Annotated in this window: 12 protein-coding genes; 3 read left to right on the top strand and 9 right to left on the bottom strand. The window is 30.0% G+C overall.

What is annotated here, in order from left to right; translation table 11 throughout:
• Positions 1-45: 45 nt before the first annotated feature.
• The gene (locus ABNT65_RS14500; protein ID WP_348703192.1) at positions 46-576 is read left to right on the top strand and encodes an RNA methyltransferase; all 531 of its coding nucleotides are present in this window, start codon (positions 46-48) and stop codon (positions 574-576) included.
• Here the strand turns inward: ABNT65_RS14500 and ABNT65_RS14505 are convergent.
• The 3 genes from ABNT65_RS14505 to ABNT65_RS14515 form a co-directional block, all read right to left on the bottom strand.
• The gene (locus ABNT65_RS14505; RefSeq protein ID WP_348703191.1) at positions 573-1,841 is read right to left on the bottom strand and encodes an MFS transporter; all 1,269 of its coding nucleotides are present in this window, start codon (positions 1,839-1,841) and stop codon (positions 573-575) included. The two genes, ABNT65_RS14500 and ABNT65_RS14505, sit on opposite strands and share 4 nt — an antisense overlap.
• A gap of 10 nt (positions 1,842-1,851) precedes the next feature.
• Positions 1,852-2,511 (bottom strand): hypothetical protein, encoded by a 660-nt coding sequence (locus ABNT65_RS14510; RefSeq protein WP_348703190.1) that lies wholly within the window; start codon positions 2,509-2,511, stop codon positions 1,852-1,854.
• 204 nt (positions 2,512-2,715) lie between these two features.
• Positions 2,716-3,711 (bottom strand): NAD(P)H-dependent glycerol-3-phosphate dehydrogenase, encoded by a 996-nt coding sequence (locus tag ABNT65_RS14515; RefSeq protein WP_348703189.1) that lies wholly within the window; start codon positions 3,709-3,711, stop codon positions 2,716-2,718.
• A 98-nt stretch (positions 3,712-3,809) separates the two neighbouring features.
• Between ABNT65_RS14515 and dut the strand changes: the two genes are divergently transcribed.
• Together dut and ABNT65_RS14525 are read left to right on the top strand one after the other, a co-directional pair.
• The gene (gene dut / locus ABNT65_RS14520) at positions 3,810-4,241 is read left to right on the top strand and encodes a dUTP diphosphatase (RefSeq protein WP_348703188.1); all 432 of its coding nucleotides are present in this window, start codon (positions 3,810-3,812) and stop codon (positions 4,239-4,241) included.
• A 23-nt stretch (positions 4,242-4,264) separates the two neighbouring features.
• The gene (locus ABNT65_RS14525) at positions 4,265-4,414 is read left to right on the top strand and encodes a PspC domain-containing protein (protein ID WP_348703187.1); all 150 of its coding nucleotides are present in this window, start codon (positions 4,265-4,267) and stop codon (positions 4,412-4,414) included.
• Between the two features lie 60 nt (positions 4,415-4,474).
• Here the strand turns inward: ABNT65_RS14525 and ABNT65_RS14530 are convergent, their stop codons facing one another.
• From ABNT65_RS14530 to recA, 6 genes are all read right to left on the bottom strand, one after another.
• Positions 4,475-5,011, bottom strand: coding sequence for a GNAT family N-acetyltransferase (locus tag ABNT65_RS14530; RefSeq protein WP_348739433.1), 537 nt, complete (start codon positions 5,009-5,011; stop codon positions 4,475-4,477).
• Positions 5,012-5,112: 101 nt separating this feature from the next.
• Positions 5,113-6,804, bottom strand: coding sequence for an amidohydrolase (locus ABNT65_RS14535; RefSeq protein WP_348746158.1), 1,692 nt, complete (start codon positions 6,802-6,804; stop codon positions 5,113-5,115).
• A gap of 18 nt (positions 6,805-6,822) precedes the next feature.
• Positions 6,823-7,680 carry an AraC family transcriptional regulator gene (locus tag ABNT65_RS14540; RefSeq protein ID WP_348739436.1) on the bottom strand — a complete coding sequence of 286 codons (858 nt, stop codon included), beginning with the start codon at positions 7,678-7,680 and terminating at the stop codon, positions 6,823-6,825.
• Between the two features lie 145 nt (positions 7,681-7,825).
• On the bottom strand, positions 7,826-11,953 hold the full coding sequence (locus tag ABNT65_RS14545; RefSeq protein ID WP_348746159.1) for a M43 family zinc metalloprotease: 4,128 nt from the start codon (positions 11,951-11,953) through the stop codon (positions 7,826-7,828).
• Positions 11,954-12,253: 300 nt separating this feature from the next.
• Positions 12,254-17,566 (bottom strand): GEVED domain-containing protein, encoded by a 5,313-nt coding sequence (locus ABNT65_RS14550; protein ID WP_348746160.1) that lies wholly within the window; start codon positions 17,564-17,566, stop codon positions 12,254-12,256.
• 249 nt (positions 17,567-17,815) lie between these two features.
• Positions 17,816-18,823 carry a recombinase RecA gene (gene recA, locus ABNT65_RS14555; RefSeq protein WP_348703181.1) on the bottom strand — a complete coding sequence of 336 codons (1,008 nt, stop codon included), beginning with the start codon at positions 18,821-18,823 and terminating at the stop codon, positions 17,816-17,818.
• Positions 18,824-18,924: the final 101 nt, after the last annotated feature.

An 18,924-nucleotide genomic window follows, 5' to 3' on the forward strand; every position in this document is an offset into this window, starting at 1 on the left:
GGTTTTTATGTTAACAGTACCAATTATTATCTAATTATATTTTGAATGAGAAAACTTAGAAACAACGAATTAGGAAGAATTAGTGTTGAAGAATTTAAACAAACTTCAAAAACACCTATTATAGTGATTTTAGATAATATTAGAAGTTTAAACAATGTAGGTTCTGTTTTTAGAACTTCTGACGCTTTTTTAATTGAAAAAGTTTATTTGTGTGGTATTACAGCTACGCCTCCTAATAAAGAAATTCATAAAACTGCTTTAGGTGCTACAGAATCTGTAGCTTGGGAATACGTTGAAAATACCATTGATTTAGTAGAACAGTTAAAAAAAGATGATGTTTTTGTAGCAAGTATTGAACAGGCAGAAAACAGTACTATGTTAGATACTTTTATTCCTGAAACTGACCAGAAATATGCTGTTGTTTTTGGTAATGAGGTTAAAGGTGTACAACAAGAAGTTGTAACAGCTTCTAATGCGTGTATAGAAATTCCTCAATTGGGTACTAAACACTCTTTAAATATTTCAGTAAGTTGTGGTGTTGTTTTATGGGACTTATTTTCTAAGATGAAACGTTAATCATCTTTTTCATGTTCTTCCATATCTTTAGTTAAATCTAACTTACGTAATGTTGGATTAAATATTCCTGTAGCTACTACCGTAATTAGGGTCATTGTTCCTCCAAAAATAACCGCAGTTACCGTACCCATTAATTTAGCTGTTAAACCGCTTTCTAAAGCACCTAGTTCATTAGAAGATCCTACAAACATAGAGTTTACTGAAGCTACTCTACCACGCATGTGATCAGGAGTTTTTAATTGTAATATAGTTTGACGTATAACCATAGAAACGCCATCTGTAACTCCATAAAAAAACAAAGCTAATAAAGAAACCCAAAATATTTCAGAAGCTCCAAATACAATTACACAAATACCAAAACCAAAAATTGCGGTTAGTAATTTCATTCCTGCATTTTTGCTAATCGGAATATAAGCGGTTACCAACATAGTCAAAAACGCACCTACGGCTGGTGCCGCACGTAAAGCACCAAATCCTTTGGCTCCTACCTCTAAAATGTCTTGTGCAAAAATGGGTAATAAAGCTACGGCTCCTCCAAATAAAACAGAAATCATATCTAAAGTAATAGCTCCTAAAATGGCTTTTGTTTTAAATACAAACGAAATTCCTTCTGCTAAACTTTTTCGTATTGGTTCTCCTTTTTTAGGATTCATTATAGGTTTTCTTTTAATAAAAAACACCATTAATAGAGAAAAAAGAACTAAGCCAAAAACAATACATAACGATGTATTTACGCCTAAAAGGTGTATAGAATACCCAGCGAAAGCGGAACCTAATACTCCAGATACTTGCCAAGTAGTACTGCTCCAAGTTGCTGCATTTGGATATAGTTTTTTAGGTACTATTAAGGCTATTAAAGAAAAGATTGTTGGTCCGAAAAATGATCTTAAAAATCCTCCAAAAAACACTAAAGTGTAAATAGCATACAATACTGTTTTTTTAGACCATCCAATTGTAAAATCAGGACTTGTTAATAAAAATAATCCTAAACTAATTAAAGAAAATAGTCCTATACAAAGCGCTAATAAGTTCCGTTTTTCTTTTTGATCTACAATATGACCAGCAAACAATGCCATTGAAAATGCCGGGATAAACTCAAATGCACCAATAAGTCCTAAACTCCATGGGTCTTTAGTTAATGAATATACTTGCCATTCAATAATTATAAATTGCATTGACCAAGCAAATACTAATGCAAAACGAACTAAAAGAAAAATATTAAACTCTTTAATTCTTAGCGAGGCATAGGGATCTTTTTTATCCATTAGGTATTTTCTAATTCAGTTTTAAGTCCATTAAAATGGAAAAAGTTTCGTTTACATCTTCTTCTTTTACAACTATGGTCATTTCATGTGTAGTTGAAATAACTTCTTGTACTGCTATATTAGCCCAAGCAAATTGTTTTAATATGAAATAGTAAACCCCTGATTGTTCTAAGTTTTCTTTTGGTAATTTTATAGTTATTGAAGCTAAATCTGTTACGCTATTTATTAATACTTCGCTTTTAAAAATATCTTCAACGTAAGGTTGTAAGTTTTTACTAGTTACAATATTTGTTTCAAATATTCCTTGAGATACAGTTAAGAAATAATCATTACTATCTGCCGATTTACTTAAAATTTTAGCAATTTCTTTTAAAAGTGATGGTGTGTTTTTAAATGTAAAATCACATAAATCAGATCGTACTATTACATCACCTAAATCTAAAGCTAATTTCTTAATATTTTTTCTAATTCTAAGTTCATTTACTGGTGATAACCTATTAATAGCCATCATTACAGCGCCAACTTTTACTTCTTTTTTTAATAGTTTGGAAACCTCTGGTAATATTTCTCTAGCTAATGAAGAAACGTTAATTAATTTTTCATTTAACGCCTCTTCTATAAAGGGTGTTTTTCTGATTGTAATTTCAACAGCTTCTTGAATTGTCTTCATTATTGTTAAATTTTAAACTAAAAGTAATAAAAATTATCTGTAATGTAAAAATATACTTTTAATTTTAAATTAACATATTTTATAAAATAATTTGTAAATCAGATTTTTAACCTACATTTGCTACATTGTAAGTTTTACAAAACTTTAACACACAACTCAAATTAAGAGGCGATTGATGGGAGTTATTTGTACAGATGCAAACAACTAATCTAATCTATTTGTTAACTTTTTAAACTCATCTTTCGCTTCTTTCTTATCATACAATACATTATAAACTGCATCAATGATAGGTGTTTTAGCTCCGTTTTCTTCTTTTATTTTATAGGCGCTTTTAGCTGCATAATAACCTTCCGCTACCATATTCATTTCTAATATAGCTGATTTTACAGTGTATCCTTTCCCTATCATATTACCAAACATTCTATTTCTACTAAAAACAGAATATCCTGTAACCAACAAATCACCCAAATATGCAGAGTTATTTATGTTACGTTTCATTTTGTGTATTTTTTTAATAAAACGTTTCATTTCTCTTATGGCATTACTCATTAAAACAGACTGGAAATTATCTCCATAACCTAAACCATGTGCAATTCCAGCAGCAATTGCATAAATATTTTTTAACACAGCGGCATATTCAGTTCCAATAATATCATCAGAAATTTTGGTTTTAATATATCTTCCCGCAATGTATTTACTTATATCTTTTGCTTTTTGTTCGTCTTGGCAAGCTATGGTTAAATAAGATAAACGTTCCATAGCAACTTCTTCAGCATGACAAGGTCCTGTTATAACCCCAATGTTTTCAAAAGGTACTTGATGAATGTCATGAAAATGTTCTCCTACAATTAATCCTGATTCTGGAATGATTCCTTTTATTGCCGAAAAAATGATTTTCTTTTCTAAAGGAATAGTTAATTTTTCTAATTCACTTTTTAAAAAAGCCGATGGAATGGCAAAAATTAACGTATCGTACTTTTCTACTATTTTATTAATATTATCTGATAAATCTAATTGTTCAGGGTGTAATTCGGCTGAACTTAAATAACTAGGATTATGTTTATTACGTTTAATATGCTCAATATTATATACACTACGCATATACCAACCTATAGTTTCTAGGTTTTCAGAAAGCATTTTAACAATAGCTGTTGCCCAACTTCCGCCTCCTAATACGGCTATTTTTTGCGTGTCTTTCATTCAATAGTACTATTTAATACTGCGAAATTAATAAAACTATAAACTACAATCTAAAAGTTAAGGTTATTATATTTGACCATGAAAATATATTAGAGTTTATGAACGTACAAATTATTAACAAATCTAAGCACCAAATTCCTGCTTACGAAACTGAAGGCTCTGCTGGAATGGATTTACGTGCCAATATTGAAGAGCCTATTACTTTAAAACCTTTAGAAAGAATTATAGTTAAAACAGGATTATTTATAGCATTACCTATTGGTTTTGAAGCTCAAGTGCGCCCAAGAAGTGGTTTGGCTGCCAAAAAAGGAATTACTGTATTAAATGCTCCTGGAACTGTGGATGCTGATTATAGAGGAGAAATAGGTGTTATTTTAGTAAATTTATCCAATGAGGATTTTGTTATAAATAATGGTGAACGAATTGCTCAATTAGTAATAGCAAAACATGAACGCGTTACTTGGCAAGAGGTAGATGTTTTAAATGAAACTGAACGTGGTGCCGGTGGTTTTGGAAGTACTGGAGTATAATTACTTAATATAAAAAATAACATATGATTTTAGGAGTATCAGATTGGTTAAGTAGTAAGTTAGGTTGGAAAGCATCTTATATTAGAATAGCTTTTGTTGCTTCGGTTATATTTGCTGGAGTTGGAATAGGTTTATACTTAATTTTATGGGTTGTTAAAATTTTTTCTAAATAATATAGAAAACTACTTCAAGACAATCTCACGAAGTATTTAATGAGACCATAAATTTAATTTCTAGCTAAGTTTTTTATACACTTGGCTCATTTTTCTTACCTCATCATGTAATAATTCAAAATCTAAAAAGCAATGTGAATGATATTGGTATCCTAACTTTTTATAAAAGTTAAATGCTTGTGGTTGTTCATTCATAACATCCAGCCATATCAATTCATATTGCTTTTTAAGAGCTTCTTTTTCTAACCATTTTAACACTGCTTTCCCTACACCTTGCCCTTGTACTTTTGAGTGTAAATATATTCGGTGTAGTTTTAGTGTTTTTTTATCTTCTAAACCTGATAATTGTTTGTTCCAAAGAATACGAAGGTTTCCTATTTTTTCACCATTAAAAAGAATAAAATAATATGTTGCATTGTCTTCTAATAGTTCTTTTTCAATATTCTTTTTTGAGTATTGACTTTCTAAATACCAAACTCCTTCATCTTTCCAAAAATGTTTGTATGCCAAAGGATAAACTTCTTTCATTACTGTATATAATACTTCACAATCTTGATTAGTTATTTTCTTTAGTGCTATATTTGAAGTAATTTGCATCTTATTTTTTAAGGCAAATTACTCATAAAAATATCTAGAAAATAATTTTATTGCTTATTATACGAAGCTTCACTATGTTTTTTATTTTAAACAAAAAGTTATTACTTTTTATAAATCAATTCTCCATTAAAAACTGTCATTAGAACTTTCGTATTCTTTATCTGATTTGTTGGAATCTTAAAAATATCTTTATCAATTATAATAAAATCTGCTAATTTACCTGCTTCTATAGAACCTACTTTATTTTCTTGTCTCATAGTATAAGCTCCATTAATTGTATAAGCTTTTATGGCTTCTTCTAATGAAATATTTTGAGGTGATCTTGTGACTGCATTTTGAATACCTACAAATGGATTTAAAGTACTTACATTCCAATCACTACTAAGTGTTATCCTTGCTCCCGAGTTTTTTAAAGATTTTATTGGTATTAAATTTTTTGCTAACGTACTTCCTACCAAATGTTCATTTTCATGCCAATATTCAGGTTTAGTAAAATCACCCGCTACTTGAGCATCAGCAGTAACATTTAAACTTTTAAACCTTGACAAATCTTTTTCATCAATCATTTCTACATGTGTTAATCGGTGTCCACCTCTTAAACTTCCTCCTTTTTCTATTGCATTCAATGCTTCTGTTATTCCTCTATTTCCAATAGCATGGATATGAAAATCAAAACCTACTGACTCTAATTCTTGAATATATTTTGTTATTCTATTTTGTGTAAAATAATTTAATCCATTATTAGTAGGTAACCCAAAGTAATTTTCTTTATAATCAGAATGTAATGCAGCTGTGGTATTATGCGTAATTCCATCCGCATATAACTTTATTTGGTTAATTCTTAGTAAACTATTTTCATCATTCTTAAATAAGGATTTTAAGGTAGTTATTTGATTTATATCTTCTTCAGTTGGATACGCCCAAAGACCAAGGTTAAAACGAGCAGTTAATTGACCATCTTTAGCTAATTTAATCCAAGTTTTATGTTGATCTCTTTTCCAATAAGTTCTAGCATCTGACACAGATGTAATACCGTTTTTTGCCAATTCAGGTAGTACATAACTAACCATTCCATTGTATTCACCTTCTTCATTTTTTAAAGCTGCTATTGCTTGTTGAAAAACAACATCTCCAGCATTATCAACTAAAATACCATTCAACTTGCCATTATCCTTCATTATAATTCCACCTTGGGGATTAGGAGTTGTAGATGTAATGTTTGCTAATTCTAATGCTTTTGAATTTACCCACATAGAATGTGATGTTTGTTCCATAATAATTACTGGTCTGTCTGAAACAGCTTCATCTAAAATTTCTATAGGATTTCTTAATGCAGAAAATAATGTATTTATTGAGTGTCCAAAACCTATTAACCATTCTACATTTGGATTTTGATTCGCTGCATTTTTTATTTCAGAAATATAATTTTCCGCATTAGTTTCATTTTCATTTAACGTAAAAGCGGTTGTTGTAGAACCAACTTCCATTGGATGCATGTGTACATCATGAAAACCTGGTAGTACTAATTTTCCACCTAAATCTATTTTTTTTACATTTTCAGTAGCTTTTAGTTCTGCATCTTTTGTAGAACCTACATATACTATTTTATTTTCTTTTACAAGAATTGCTTCTGCCCATGGTTGTTTTTCATTTACAGTATATATTTTTCCATTAAAATATAATTTCTCAGTCGAGTTTATATTTACAATAGGTGCTAATTCTTCTTTTTTAACACAAGCTTTTGATGTTATTACAATACTTAATAAAATAGTTATCAATTTCATTTTATTCATGTTTATTCTGATTTTAAATCAGCCTTCAATGGGTATATAAATTTCTGTTTCGTAAAGGTTTATATTATTTGTATTTCCTTCATGTTTCGTGTATTTTTCTATAAAAGGTTTTTCTGAAACTATTTGGTTTGTGGTAAATAACCATCTACTAAAAATTTTATCATAAGTTTCATTAATTCTTCTATAAGATCCTACATGAGTAAAAACAGCATATTTTTGTTCAGGTAGTGTTTTTACTTTAAATTTTTGTTCGGGTATCTCTAATGAATCAATTACAATACAAGCATCATAATCGTAATTAATAATTTCTGATATAATTGGTTCATCCCAAATTATTCCTAAACATTCAGTATTATTTACTTCTATATCTAATAAAGTAACTCTTTCTAAAAACTCATCCCAAACATCATCTAGTTTAGTATTATAATAGTCTCCTTTAAAAGTGGTATATAATACTCTTTTAGCTGTCAAAACAGTAATTTTTTCTTCAAAAAAAGGCATTGTTTGTGTGTGTTTTATATTCTTTTTTTGAAATAATTCTTCTTTCTTATTTCTATAAATAGCAGGTGAAATTCCAAAATGTTTTTTAAATGCTTTACTAAAAGTTTGAACATCTGAATATCCGACCTCTTCAGCAATCACTTTTATTTCTTTTAAAGAATACATAAGCATTTTTGCTCCATTTTCTACTTTTATCCGCGTAACATAAGCACCTATAGTTTCATTATAATGTGCTTTAAATACTCTTTGTAAATTTCGATAAGAAAAATTTGAAATACTCTCCAATTCTTCTATTAAGATTTTTTGATTGTATTTGGTTCTTAAATAGGAAACTATTTGTTGCAACCGATTTTTATAAAACTCTTTTGTTTCCACGAATACAAATGTATAACTACTTTACTGTGTTACTTTTGTCATAAATTGACATCTTTTAATTTACAACTATTTTACTTATTTACAGTTATAAAAAAAACCGTCTTAAAAATTAAGACGGTTTAGAGTTTCTTATTAAGTATTTAAATTACTTCTTTATAAATAATTTATGAATGTAGTTACTTCCATTACGGATTTGTAATATATAAGTACCGTTTTCAAAATCTTCTACATTAAACTTTAATCTTTTAGCTTCTACTTTATTTTTCTCAAGTATTAACTTACCTGTGATGTCTAAAATTTGAACCTTAAAATTATCATTATTAATCTTTAAATTTTTATTAAAACTAATATTTAATTCATTGTTGGTTGGATTAGGATATATTTTAGTAGACTCAAAGATACTTTCTTCAACATTTAAAGTACTACCTGTTAAATTCACAGTATAATCTTCAATATCAGCTTCAGGAATTTCTCCACAAACTGGTCTGTGATTGATACTATATGAATAATAACGTATAATTCTCATTCTAGTAGCTCCATTTGAATATACTTTAGGAACAGTAATATCACTTGTTAAAACCATTTCATCGTCATCAGATGCTAAAGATCTTCTTTCATAAGCGATTTCATCTTCGGAAAACTTATTATTTTTATTCCAATCTATCCAAACTATTAAATTAGTACCAGCATCACTTGTTGAACTAGTTATTTGTTTATAAGTTGTTAACTCTATAGGATAAGTTTGTCCTTCAGCTAAATCAGTAGATAAGCTAGTAAAATCATTATAACCATCTCCTCCCGGTTCAGTAGTATTATTTATAGAACCAAAAACAACTTTAGTAACATCACTTCTTCCTGTATATCTACCTCTTCTAGTTACATCACAATAATCTGATGGACTTGGATTTACTTTTAATGTTTTTTCTATTTTTTGAGTAATATCTCCTTTAGTAACTGTTAATGTTACTTTAAAAGTACCTTCATTTTCATAATAAATAGAAGGTGGTTGTTGCCCGTTAAAAGTTGAAGGAACTCCTCCTTCAAACTCCCAATTCCACGTTTCTGGATCTTTTTTAGATGTATCTTTTACATTTAATAAATCTTTAGCTGAAATACTCTCTGGCATTTCAAAATCTGGTACTGGATATATTGGATTAGAATTAGAAATATTAATTGTATAATCTTCTACTTCACCATGTAAAAACAAATCACAAGGAGATGGTTTTGGATCTGCTGCTGCAGTTTCATTTTTAACCGTAATCCTTAATTTAAATGTACCATCTATCTCAGGTAAATTAACTTCACCTGCATAGCCGCTTCCTGCTGGATAAGGTGATGACATATAAACTTCTTCACCATCATCATCAAAATCATTGTCATTATTTAAATCAATCCACATTCCAACTGTATTAGTTTCAGAAGTTCTAACACCATCATTTTTGATAGAAAAATTATTTTTACCTGGTCTTACTTTAATTTCTCGGCTAGTAAAATCTGTATAATTTTGAGGAAAATCTGATCTTTGAATAAATTGTTCAAACTTAAATTCTCCAATAGCACTTGAATAATCATCATACTTTTCATTCTGATTAGCTCCAGCATAACAATGTATATTTTCAACCTCACCAACTGTAATTGATTCATTCGGTTTTCTATTAAAAGCCGCAGCTAATAAACGTGCTCCAGTTCCATCTGATTTCGCTTCAACCTGTATCCATCCATAATGTAATCTACCAGCTCTATCTCTAAAACGTAGTCCTGTATAAATAGTTTTCCCATTTGAAGGAATATTATAACCAGCAAATTTTGGTGCATTATTCACCCCATAACCCGTAGAAATAAAACTACTAGAAGCATCTACTTGTGAGCCTTGTGCTAAAGAGATTGCATGATAATTAGTAGGAGTCATAGTAAAGCCTTTTCCTCTACCATTCATTACAACATATTCTTGGCTATCACTTCCGTCTTCATAAAAACTCATTGCATATCTAGAATTATCTCCAAAGTCAAAGTCTGTATCTAAATAAAACCATTGATTATCATTACTTTTATTAATCCATGGCATTAAATTAGCAGTATCTATATACGTAACTCCATATGGATCAAAAAATCTAACTTGAACTTTAAAATCCATTCTATTAACAGGTTTTATTGTAAAAGCATCTTCTAAGAAATTCAACTTTACTAAAGCTCCATCTCCTTTAACATGGTTAGTTGCTGCTCCTTGTAAAGTAAGTTTAGCCGTTTTATTATCTATCTTTTGAATATTTACTGTTAAACCTGAAGGTACATTTGTTACCTTATAATGAACTCCATTTACTAGATTGTTATCCGTAAAAGTAGTAGAACCACTTAACATGATATCTATTTCTTCCGAAAATGTTCCATTATTTGTTTCATCTTCAAAAAATATAGGTTTTGATAACGTAATTACGCCTTTATCAGTATGTCCTGCTCTTACTGTATACGTTGGATTTTGATGTGAATAAAAGTCTATAAATCTAGCTATCTTTCCATTTTCAGATACTTCTACTCTTGCCCATCCGTAATAATAAGTTCCAGGAAATAATTGTCTTTCTATTCTCAATCCAACATAACCTCTTTTTCCTTTCCAAGCTTGATACGCTTCATCTATTAATACTCTATCTCTAGTATCATGATCCCAATTTAAACTTGCATCAATAGTTGTTCCTTCTTCTAATAATAATACTTTTTTATCATTATTTATAGCAACATGTTTTGCTCCGGCATCATATCCAAAGTTTATGTTTCCATCTTCAATTGATAATTCATAACGAGGACGTTGTTGTCCAGGGTTTATTCCAAAAGAAACAAAATTATTACCATCAACAGCTACTTGTCTTAATTCATCAAAAGTTTCATAAGTGCTTTCATAGGAATCGTTGTACTCAATACGTAAGTCTGGTCTACTATAACCTCTGATATCTGTGGCATTAAAACCTGTAAAAGCTGCATTATTAAAAGTCAGCTTTAAGTTTCTAATATTATTTCTTTTTGCATGTGAGGTTGCCTTTCCAGTTAATTTCACTACAGCTTCAGTTTCATTTGTACTTATTACTTCTACATTTAAACCTGAAGGTAAATTTTCAGTAGTATAACTATTTATAGGTAAAGTTCCTATTCTTGAAAATTTTGGTCCATTTTCCAACCTTATTTTTACCTCTCTTTCTCCTCCAATAGTACCATCATTTTCAAATCCTTCACTAAAAGTGGTAAAATCATAGTATAATTTTGGTTCGTTTGTATTAGAAGGAAATATTTCTGCCAAATTACTAGCTTGCCATAATGGTTTTCTTGTTTCATGTTCAAGAGCCGCATGCATACGCTCTATTTGTCCTCTAGTAAACATTCTGTAACAATCAGAATAATCCATAAAGTTTTCTGAATTTGGTATTCCTGCTCCTGCACATTTTTCTTCAGTAACCAAACAAGCTAAGCTAACAGTTGTTGCCGGTGTATCATCTACATTATCTCCTGTTCCTGAACATCCTCCATCAAATGTATGCGCTAAGTTTAAGTAATGTCCAAATTCATGAGTTAAAATTCTTCTAAAATTTTCATTACTATTTGTTCCTAAATATCTTCCGTTAAAAACCGCTCTTGCTACATTTCTATCAGATTGATTTTTATTAGGATACCATGCTACTCCAGATCTATTTAATTTACCATCTTTCTTTAAATCTAGTAAAATATAAATATTAAAGTATTTATAATTATCCCAAGCAAATTGAGCTATTTCTTCGTCAAATATATTATCGGCTCCAAATCCTGCTCTATTTGTGTAATAATTTATTCCAGTAGTTGGATTTCCATGCGGGTCTACTTCAGCTAGTTTAAAATCTACATCTAATGTTGCTCTTAGTCCTTTAAACCTATCTGAAACATCATTAAAATCATTATTCAAACCATGGAAATCTTCATTAGTTTTTTTTAAGGCATCTTTTACTAAAGCATCATCTACTTTTTTACCTGCAAAATCAGTTCCAAATACATGAAAAACAACAGGAACTACATATTTAGGTGCTCTATTTTTAATTCCTTTTTTAGCCAGTCTTTTTTTATTTTCTATAAAATTTTTGGTAAACACTTCTAATTCATATGCCTCTACCCGGGCTTGGTAGTTTTTAGAATAATAAGCTTCTCTTGAAGGTGTGTCACATCTATGCGGTATCTCATCATTATGTTGTTGACCAACCATAGGAATTGATAAAACTCCTATTAAAAGGAGTAAAGTAATTTTAAGGGATTTCATTTTTTTTGAGTTTTAAAAATTTATTTTTCAAAGTATCTATATTTATCAAATACTAAGCGTTAAGGAAACGTTTAGTATTTACGATTATTATTATAATAAACATCTTACCATTTATAAAACAATAATTTAACATTTAATCTTTTATTGTTTAAAATCTATTTTAAAAATTAACCAAGACTTAATAGAGTTTTTCATATTGTATATTGAATTTAAAAGTTACATTTTTTACATATCTAAACAGTTAAAAAACGTCTAAATTGAATTTAGACGTTTTCTCTTTTTTAATTAAAACTTACAGAACTACCGCTTAATAAACAGTTTGTTTTCTTGGATACCTCCATTATTAATTTGTAGGATGTATGTTCCGTTTTTAAAATTTTCAACATTGAACCTAAGCTCATTTCTATCCATTTTAGTTTCTTCAAGTATTAATTTACCTGTAACATCTAAAATTTGAATATTGAAATTAGCTTTATCAATGTTCATTTCTCTATTAAAATGAACAACTAACTCAGTGCTTACAGGGTTAGGGAACATTTGAATGCCTTTAAGAAGTTCTTCTTTATTTACTGATAAAGCTTTAGATGATTTAGCAGAACTTACGTCTGGTCTTTTAGTTACAAGACTTTTTCCAGCTTCACTATGGTATGCATAATCTTTAAACGTAATTGTTTTTCCGTCGTTAGAAACTGTAGCATAGAACCATCCGTAATGTTTGTCTCCATTAATATTGAAACTAAAACCTATATATCCCGATTTTCCATGCCAATTGGTATAACTTGCTGAACTTATTACAAACCTACTTGGGTCAGAATTAAAATTACTTGCATTTCCTACAGTAACTCCTTCTGAAAGAATAGAAGCGTTATTGGTTGTATTTTCACACACAACATCTTTACCATAGTTAACTAAGTTAATAGTTGCTGAAGAATACCAAGGTCCAAAATATCTTTCATCACCTTTTTCTATCTGAAAAGGTGACCAAGTATTACTTGAGTTTACAGTAACATCTGGCATATCTACATAAACTACATCTCCATTATTTGGTGGATTCGTAGTTCCTCCTGAAATATTTACTGTATAATCTTCTACTTCACCATCTCCAATACTTCCACAAGCATTTGGAGCTTGTTTATATTTCATAGAGACACGCATTCTTGTAGTTCCAGATGTTGCAGTATTAGGAACATTAATGGTTCCAGAAACTGCAACTTTAGAAGCTTTACCGGCATCAAAAACTACTTCATTTGCTGCAAATACACCATCTTGATTATAATCTATCCAGACTTTGAAATACTCTTCATAAGCTGATCCTGAATGTCCAGGCGTTAATGTAATATTGGTAGCAGAGCCTTTTGTTAAAGGAATAGTTTTGGTTGTAAAATTAGAATACTTTTGAGCATCAGATGTATTTGTAAAATCACCTACTTGTACCTTAGCTATCCATTCATATTGAACTCTTGAACCTGAAGACTCACAATAGACAACATCACCTCCACCTGAAGTTTCAACTGTTATATAATCTTCTTTAACAATGGTGTTTTCTCCACCTAAATTCTTAGCTGTTAACGTAACTTTATATACTCCAGCTGTATTGTAAACTATTACAGGGTTTTGTGCTGTTGAAGTTGCTGGTGTACCTCCTTCAAATGTCCAAGCCCACTCCGTTGGCTCATTGGTAGAAGTATCTGAGAAGTTAATTGTATTTCCTTCTTTTATAGTTGTTGGATTAGCTTCAAAACTTGCTACTGGTGCCTTAACTATTGTTCCTGTTAAATTCACCGTATAATCTTCAGTATCTCCTTCTGTAATAGCTCCACATCTTGGTCTATCATCTAAACCGTACGAATAATAACGAACAATTCTCATTCGAGATGCTCCATTTGAATAGATTTTAGGAACTGTTATATTACTTGTAAGTACCATTTCTGGTGTATCAGAAGCTAACGACCTTCTCTCATAAGCTATTTCATTCTCGGAAAATTCATTATTCCTGTTCCAATCTATCCAAACTATTAAATTAGTTCCTCTATCATTATTTGAATTTGTAACTTGTTGATAGGTATTTAGTTCTATAGAATACGTTTGTCCTTCTACTAAACTTGTTGATAAATTGGTAAAATCAGCATATCCTGTTCCTCCTCTTTCTGTAGTATTGTTAATATCTCCAAAAACTACTTTAGTTACATCACTTCTATTTTTGTAATCTCCTCTTCTAGTTACTTCACAATAATTAGTTGGATGTGGATTAACTTTAAGTGTTTTTTCTATTTTTTGGGTTATATCTCCTTTTTTAACTGTAAGTGTAACTTTATAAGTTCCTTCATTTTCATAGTATATTGATGGAGGCGTTTTACCATTAAAAGTAGCTGGAACACCACCTTCAAATTCCCAATTCCATGTATCTGGATTTCTTGTAGATTTATCTGTTACCTCTACTAATTCTTTTGCCGAAATAGTACTTGGCATTTCAAAATCAGGTACTGGATAAATAGGATTAGAATTGGATATATTAATGGTGTAATCTTCTACTTCTCCATGTAAAAAGAAGTCACAAGGTGACGGTTTAGGATCGTCAGATTCTTTTTCACTTTTTACAATAATTCTTAATGTATAAGTCCCATCAACATTTGGTAAGTTTACTTCACCGCTATGAGTACTTCCACCTGGAAAAGGAGACGACATATAAATTTGTTCACCTGAATCCTCAAAATCTTTATCGTTATTTAAATCTATCCACATTCCAAAGATATCTGTATCCGATACTCTTCTTCCTCCATTTTTCATAGTAAAATTATTTTTACCTGGTCTGACCTTTATCAGTTTACTTGTAAAATTGGTGTAGTTTTCAGGGAAATCAGACTTTTGAACAAATTGCTCAATTTTAAATTCTCCTATTGAATTTGAAGAATTATCATATTTTTCATTAATGTTTGCTGCTGCATGGCAATAATCATTAGGTATTTGTCCTACAGTTATAGATTCATTTGGTTTTCTATTAAATGCCATTGCTAATAATTTAGCTTCCAAACCATTTGATCTAGATTCAAATTTTATCCAACCATAATGTAATCTACCAGCTCTATCTCTAAAACGGAAACCAGTATATGTTACTTTTCCATTATGAGGCACATTAGTTCCTGATAATTTTGGAGCATTATTCACACCATATCCTGTTGATACAAAATTACTAGATGAGCCTACTTGCGTTCCTACATTTAAAGATTCTGGATGTAGATTTTCAGCATTCATAGTAAATCCTTTACCTCTACCATTTAACACTACATATTTTCCATTATCAGCACTATCTTCATAATAAGTTACAGAATATCTCGAATTATCACCAAAGTCAAAATCTGTATCTACATAAATCCATCTGTTTGTTTTATTTTTATTAATCCATGGTAATAAATTGGCTGTATCAATATACGTTACATCGTACGGATCAAAGAATCGAACTTGAACATCAAAGTTCATTGTATTGGTTGGTGACGTTGTAAATGCAGACTCAGTAAATTGTAATTTAGTTAAGACTCCATCTCCTTTAACATGAGTATTGGCTGTTCCTTGTAATTTAAGTTTTGCTAATTTATTATTAACTTTTTGAATACTTGCAGATAATCCTTCTGGTAAATTTGAAACCGAATAATGTATTCCACTAGCTAAATTTTGATTGGTAAAGGTTGCAGAGCCTTCTAAAATAATATCTATTTCTTCAGAAAACGTTCCGTTATTTACTTCATTTTCAAAAAAAGTTGGTTTTGATATTGCTATGAAAGGCTTATCCGTTTGTCCTGCTACTACAGTAACTTCTGGATTTTTATGTGAATAAAAGTCTATAAATCTTACAATTTTTCCATCTGCGGATACTTCTATTCTAGCCCATCCATAATAATACTTTCCAGGAAAAGATTCTCTTTCTATTCTTAATCCTACAAAACCTCTTTTGCCTTTCCATGCTTGGTATGAGTTATCTAATAATACACGATCTCTATCATTATGATCCCAATTAAGATTAGCTCCAATAGTAGTTCCTTCTTCTATAAATAATACTTGTTTGTTATTGTTTACTGCTACATGTTTAGTTCCAGCATCATAACCAAACATCAAATTACCATTATCTATTGACAATTCATATCTTGGTCTTTGTTGCCCTTCATTAATTCCAATTGAAGTAAAGTTATTACCATCAACAGATACTTGTCTTAATTCATCAAAAGTTAAATAAGTACTTTCATAAGCATCATTGAATTCAACTCTTAAATCTGGTCTGCTATATCCTTTAATATTTGCCGCTGAATAATTAGAAAATGCTGCATTTGTAAAGGTTAATTTAAAATTTCTGATATTGTTTTCTTTAGCATGTTGTGTAGCTTTTCCAGTTAAACGAATAACTGCTTCTGTATCACTACTACTAATAACTTGTACTCCTAAACCTGCTGGAAGATTTTCAGTAGTAAAGCTTGAGCTAGACAAAGTTCCCACTCTTGAAAATTTAGGTCCATTTTCTAATCTTACTTTTACATCTCTTCCACCACCTATAGTTCCATCATTCTCAAAGCTTTCTGAGAATGTTGTAAAATCATAATATATTTTAGCTTCATTGGTAGTTGAAAATACCTGTGCATGATTACTTGATTGCCATAATGGTTTTCTAGAAGAAAACTCTAAAGCAGCTTGCATACGTTGTACCTGACCTTTAGTAAACATTCGGTAGCAATCCGTATAATCCATAAAATTTTCAGAATTTGGTATTCCAGCACCTGCACATTTTTCTTGAGTTACCAAACATTCTAAACTCACTGTAGTTGCTGGAGTATCATCTACATTGTCTCCAGTACCTGAACATCCTCCTTCAAAAGTGTGAGCTAAGTTTAAGTAATGTCCAAATTCATGAGTTAAAATTCTTCTAAAGTTTTCATCACCATTTGTTCCTAAATACCTTCCATTAAAAACTGCTCTAGCTACATTTCTATCCGATTGGTTTTTGTTAGGATACCAAGCTACTCCAGATCTATTTAACTTACCATCTTTCTTTAAATCTAATAAGATGTATACATTAAAATATTTATAATTATCCCAGGCAAACTCTGCTATTTCTTCATCATAAATATTATCAGCTCCAAATCCAGCTCTGTTAGTATAATAGTTAATTCCTGTTGTTGGGTTTCCATTTGGGTCAATAGTTGCTAATCTAAACTCAATATCAAGAGTAGATCTTAAGGGTTTGAACCTATCAGAAACATCGTTAAAGTCATTATTTAATCCATTAAAGTCTTCATTTGTTTTTTTTAAAGCATCTTTTACTAAAGCATCATCTACTTTTTTACCTACAAAATCAGTTCCAAATACATGAAAAACAACTGGTACTATGTATTTAGAAGCTCTATTTTGTATTCCTCTTTTTGCTAGTTCTTTTCTTTTTGCTATGAATTTTTGTGTGAATTTTTCTAAACTATATGCTTCTTCACGAGCATTCGAATTTTCAGAAAAATAGGTTTCTCTAGAAGGAGTTTCACACCGCAACGGTATATCATTACTTTCTTGACTCTGGGTAGAAATTGAAGTTATGCCCAAAGAAAGTAACAACAAAAATTTACTTAATATTTTCATTGTTAGTAAGGGTTTATTTTAAGTTAATGTTACCGCAATGTATCATTAACTTTTCCCTAATGAAAATTTTTGATAGAATAGTATTATTATAAGGTAATTAAACAATATATTAACATTGTTTTTGTAAAAAAATCATAATATTTTATAAATTTTATCATTTTACTAATTTTTCTTCAATAAAAAAGCTATTGAGTTGGTCAACTCAATAGCTTTAAAATAAGTAGTAGTTTGAACTTTTAATTTAAATACTTATTCCTGATTTTCTATTGCTTCTTTTATTTTGTTTTCTAATTCATCCATCAATTCAGGGTTGTCTTTGATAATACCTTTTACAGCATCTCTACCTTGTCCTAATTTAGTATCACCATAACTAAACCAAGAACCGCTTTTCTTTATAATTCCGTATTCAACACCAATATCTAAAACTTCTCCAACTTTAGAAATTCCTAGACCATACATAATATCAAACTCAGCTTGTTGGAATGGAGGAGCTACTTTATTTTTAACAATTTTTACTTTTGTACTATTACCAATAACTTTATCTCCATCTTTAATTTGCGTTCTTCTTCTAATATCTAAACGAACAGATGCATAAAACTTAAGAGCATTACCACCAGTTGTTGTTTCAGGGTTACCAAACATAACCCCAATTTTTTCACGTAACTGATTAATAAATATCACAGTACAATTAGTTTTACTAATAGTTGCTGTTAATTTACGAAGTGCCTGTGACATTAATCGTGCATGAAGTCCCATTTTAGAGTCTCCCATTTCTCCTTCAATTTCTGATTTTGGAGTCAAGGCTGCAACAGAATCTACCACTACAATATCAATAGCTCCAGAACGTATTAAGTTATCAGCAATTTCTAAAGCTTGCTCACCATGATCAGGTTGAGATATAATTAAGTTATCAACATCCACTCCTAAACTCTCTGCATAAAAACGATCGAAGGCATGTTCAGCATCAATAAAAGCAGCTATACCACCAGCTTTTTGTGCTTCTGCTATTGCATGAATAGTTAATGTTGTTTTACCAGATGATTCTGGTCCATAAATTTCAATAATTCTTCCTCTTGGATATCCACCTACACCTAAAGCTAAATCTAAACCTAATGAACCAGAAGAAATAGCATCGATATCTTCTACCTGACTATCTCCCAACTTCATTACAGTTCCTTTACCATAAGTCTTATCTAATTTATCTAGTGTAAGTTGAAGCGCTTTTAGTTTCGCTTCTTTTTCTTTATCTACTGCCATAAAATCTGCTAAAAATGTATTATAAAATAAGAGCTGCTAAGTTATGTAAAAAGTACATGTAATTTTATAAAATTTTATACTTTTGTCGAAATTAAAAAAAA

Source organism: Tenacibaculum sp. 190524A02b (assembly GCF_964036645.1).
GTDB classification, from domain to species: Bacteria; Bacteroidota; Bacteroidia; order Flavobacteriales; family Flavobacteriaceae; genus Polaribacter; species Polaribacter vairaonense.

Coding starts and splice junctions, on each gene's coding strand:
- ABNT65_RS14525 (WP_348703187.1), top strand. CDS start 4,265: ATGATTTTAGGAGTATCAGATTGGTTAAGTAGTAAGTTAGGTTGGAAA.
- dut (WP_348703188.1), top strand. CDS start 3,810: ATGAACGTACAAATTATTAACAAATCTAAGCACCAAATTCCTGCTTAC.
- ABNT65_RS14545 (WP_348746159.1), bottom strand. CDS start 11,953: ATGAAATCCCTTAAAATTACTTTACTCCTTTTAATAGGAGTTTTATCA.
- ABNT65_RS14500 (WP_348703192.1), top strand. CDS start 46: ATGAGAAAACTTAGAAACAACGAATTAGGAAGAATTAGTGTTGAAGAA.
- ABNT65_RS14550 (WP_348746160.1), bottom strand. CDS start 17,566: ATGAAAATATTAAGTAAATTTTTGTTGTTACTTTCTTTGGGCATAACT.
- recA (WP_348703181.1), bottom strand. CDS start 18,823: ATGGCAGTAGATAAAGAAAAAGAAGCGAAACTAAAAGCGCTTCAACTT.
- ABNT65_RS14535 (WP_348746158.1), bottom strand. CDS start 6,804: ATGAATAAAATGAAATTGATAACTATTTTATTAAGTATTGTAATAACA.
- ABNT65_RS14530 (WP_348739433.1), bottom strand. CDS start 5,011: ATGCAAATTACTTCAAATATAGCACTAAAGAAAATAACTAATCAAGAT.
- ABNT65_RS14505 (WP_348703191.1), bottom strand. CDS start 1,841: ATGGATAAAAAAGATCCCTATGCCTCGCTAAGAATTAAAGAGTTTAAT.
- ABNT65_RS14515 (WP_348703189.1), bottom strand. CDS start 3,711: ATGAAAGACACGCAAAAAATAGCCGTATTAGGAGGCGGAAGTTGGGCA.
- ABNT65_RS14510 (WP_348703190.1), bottom strand. CDS start 2,511: ATGAAGACAATTCAAGAAGCTGTTGAAATTACAATCAGAAAAACACCC.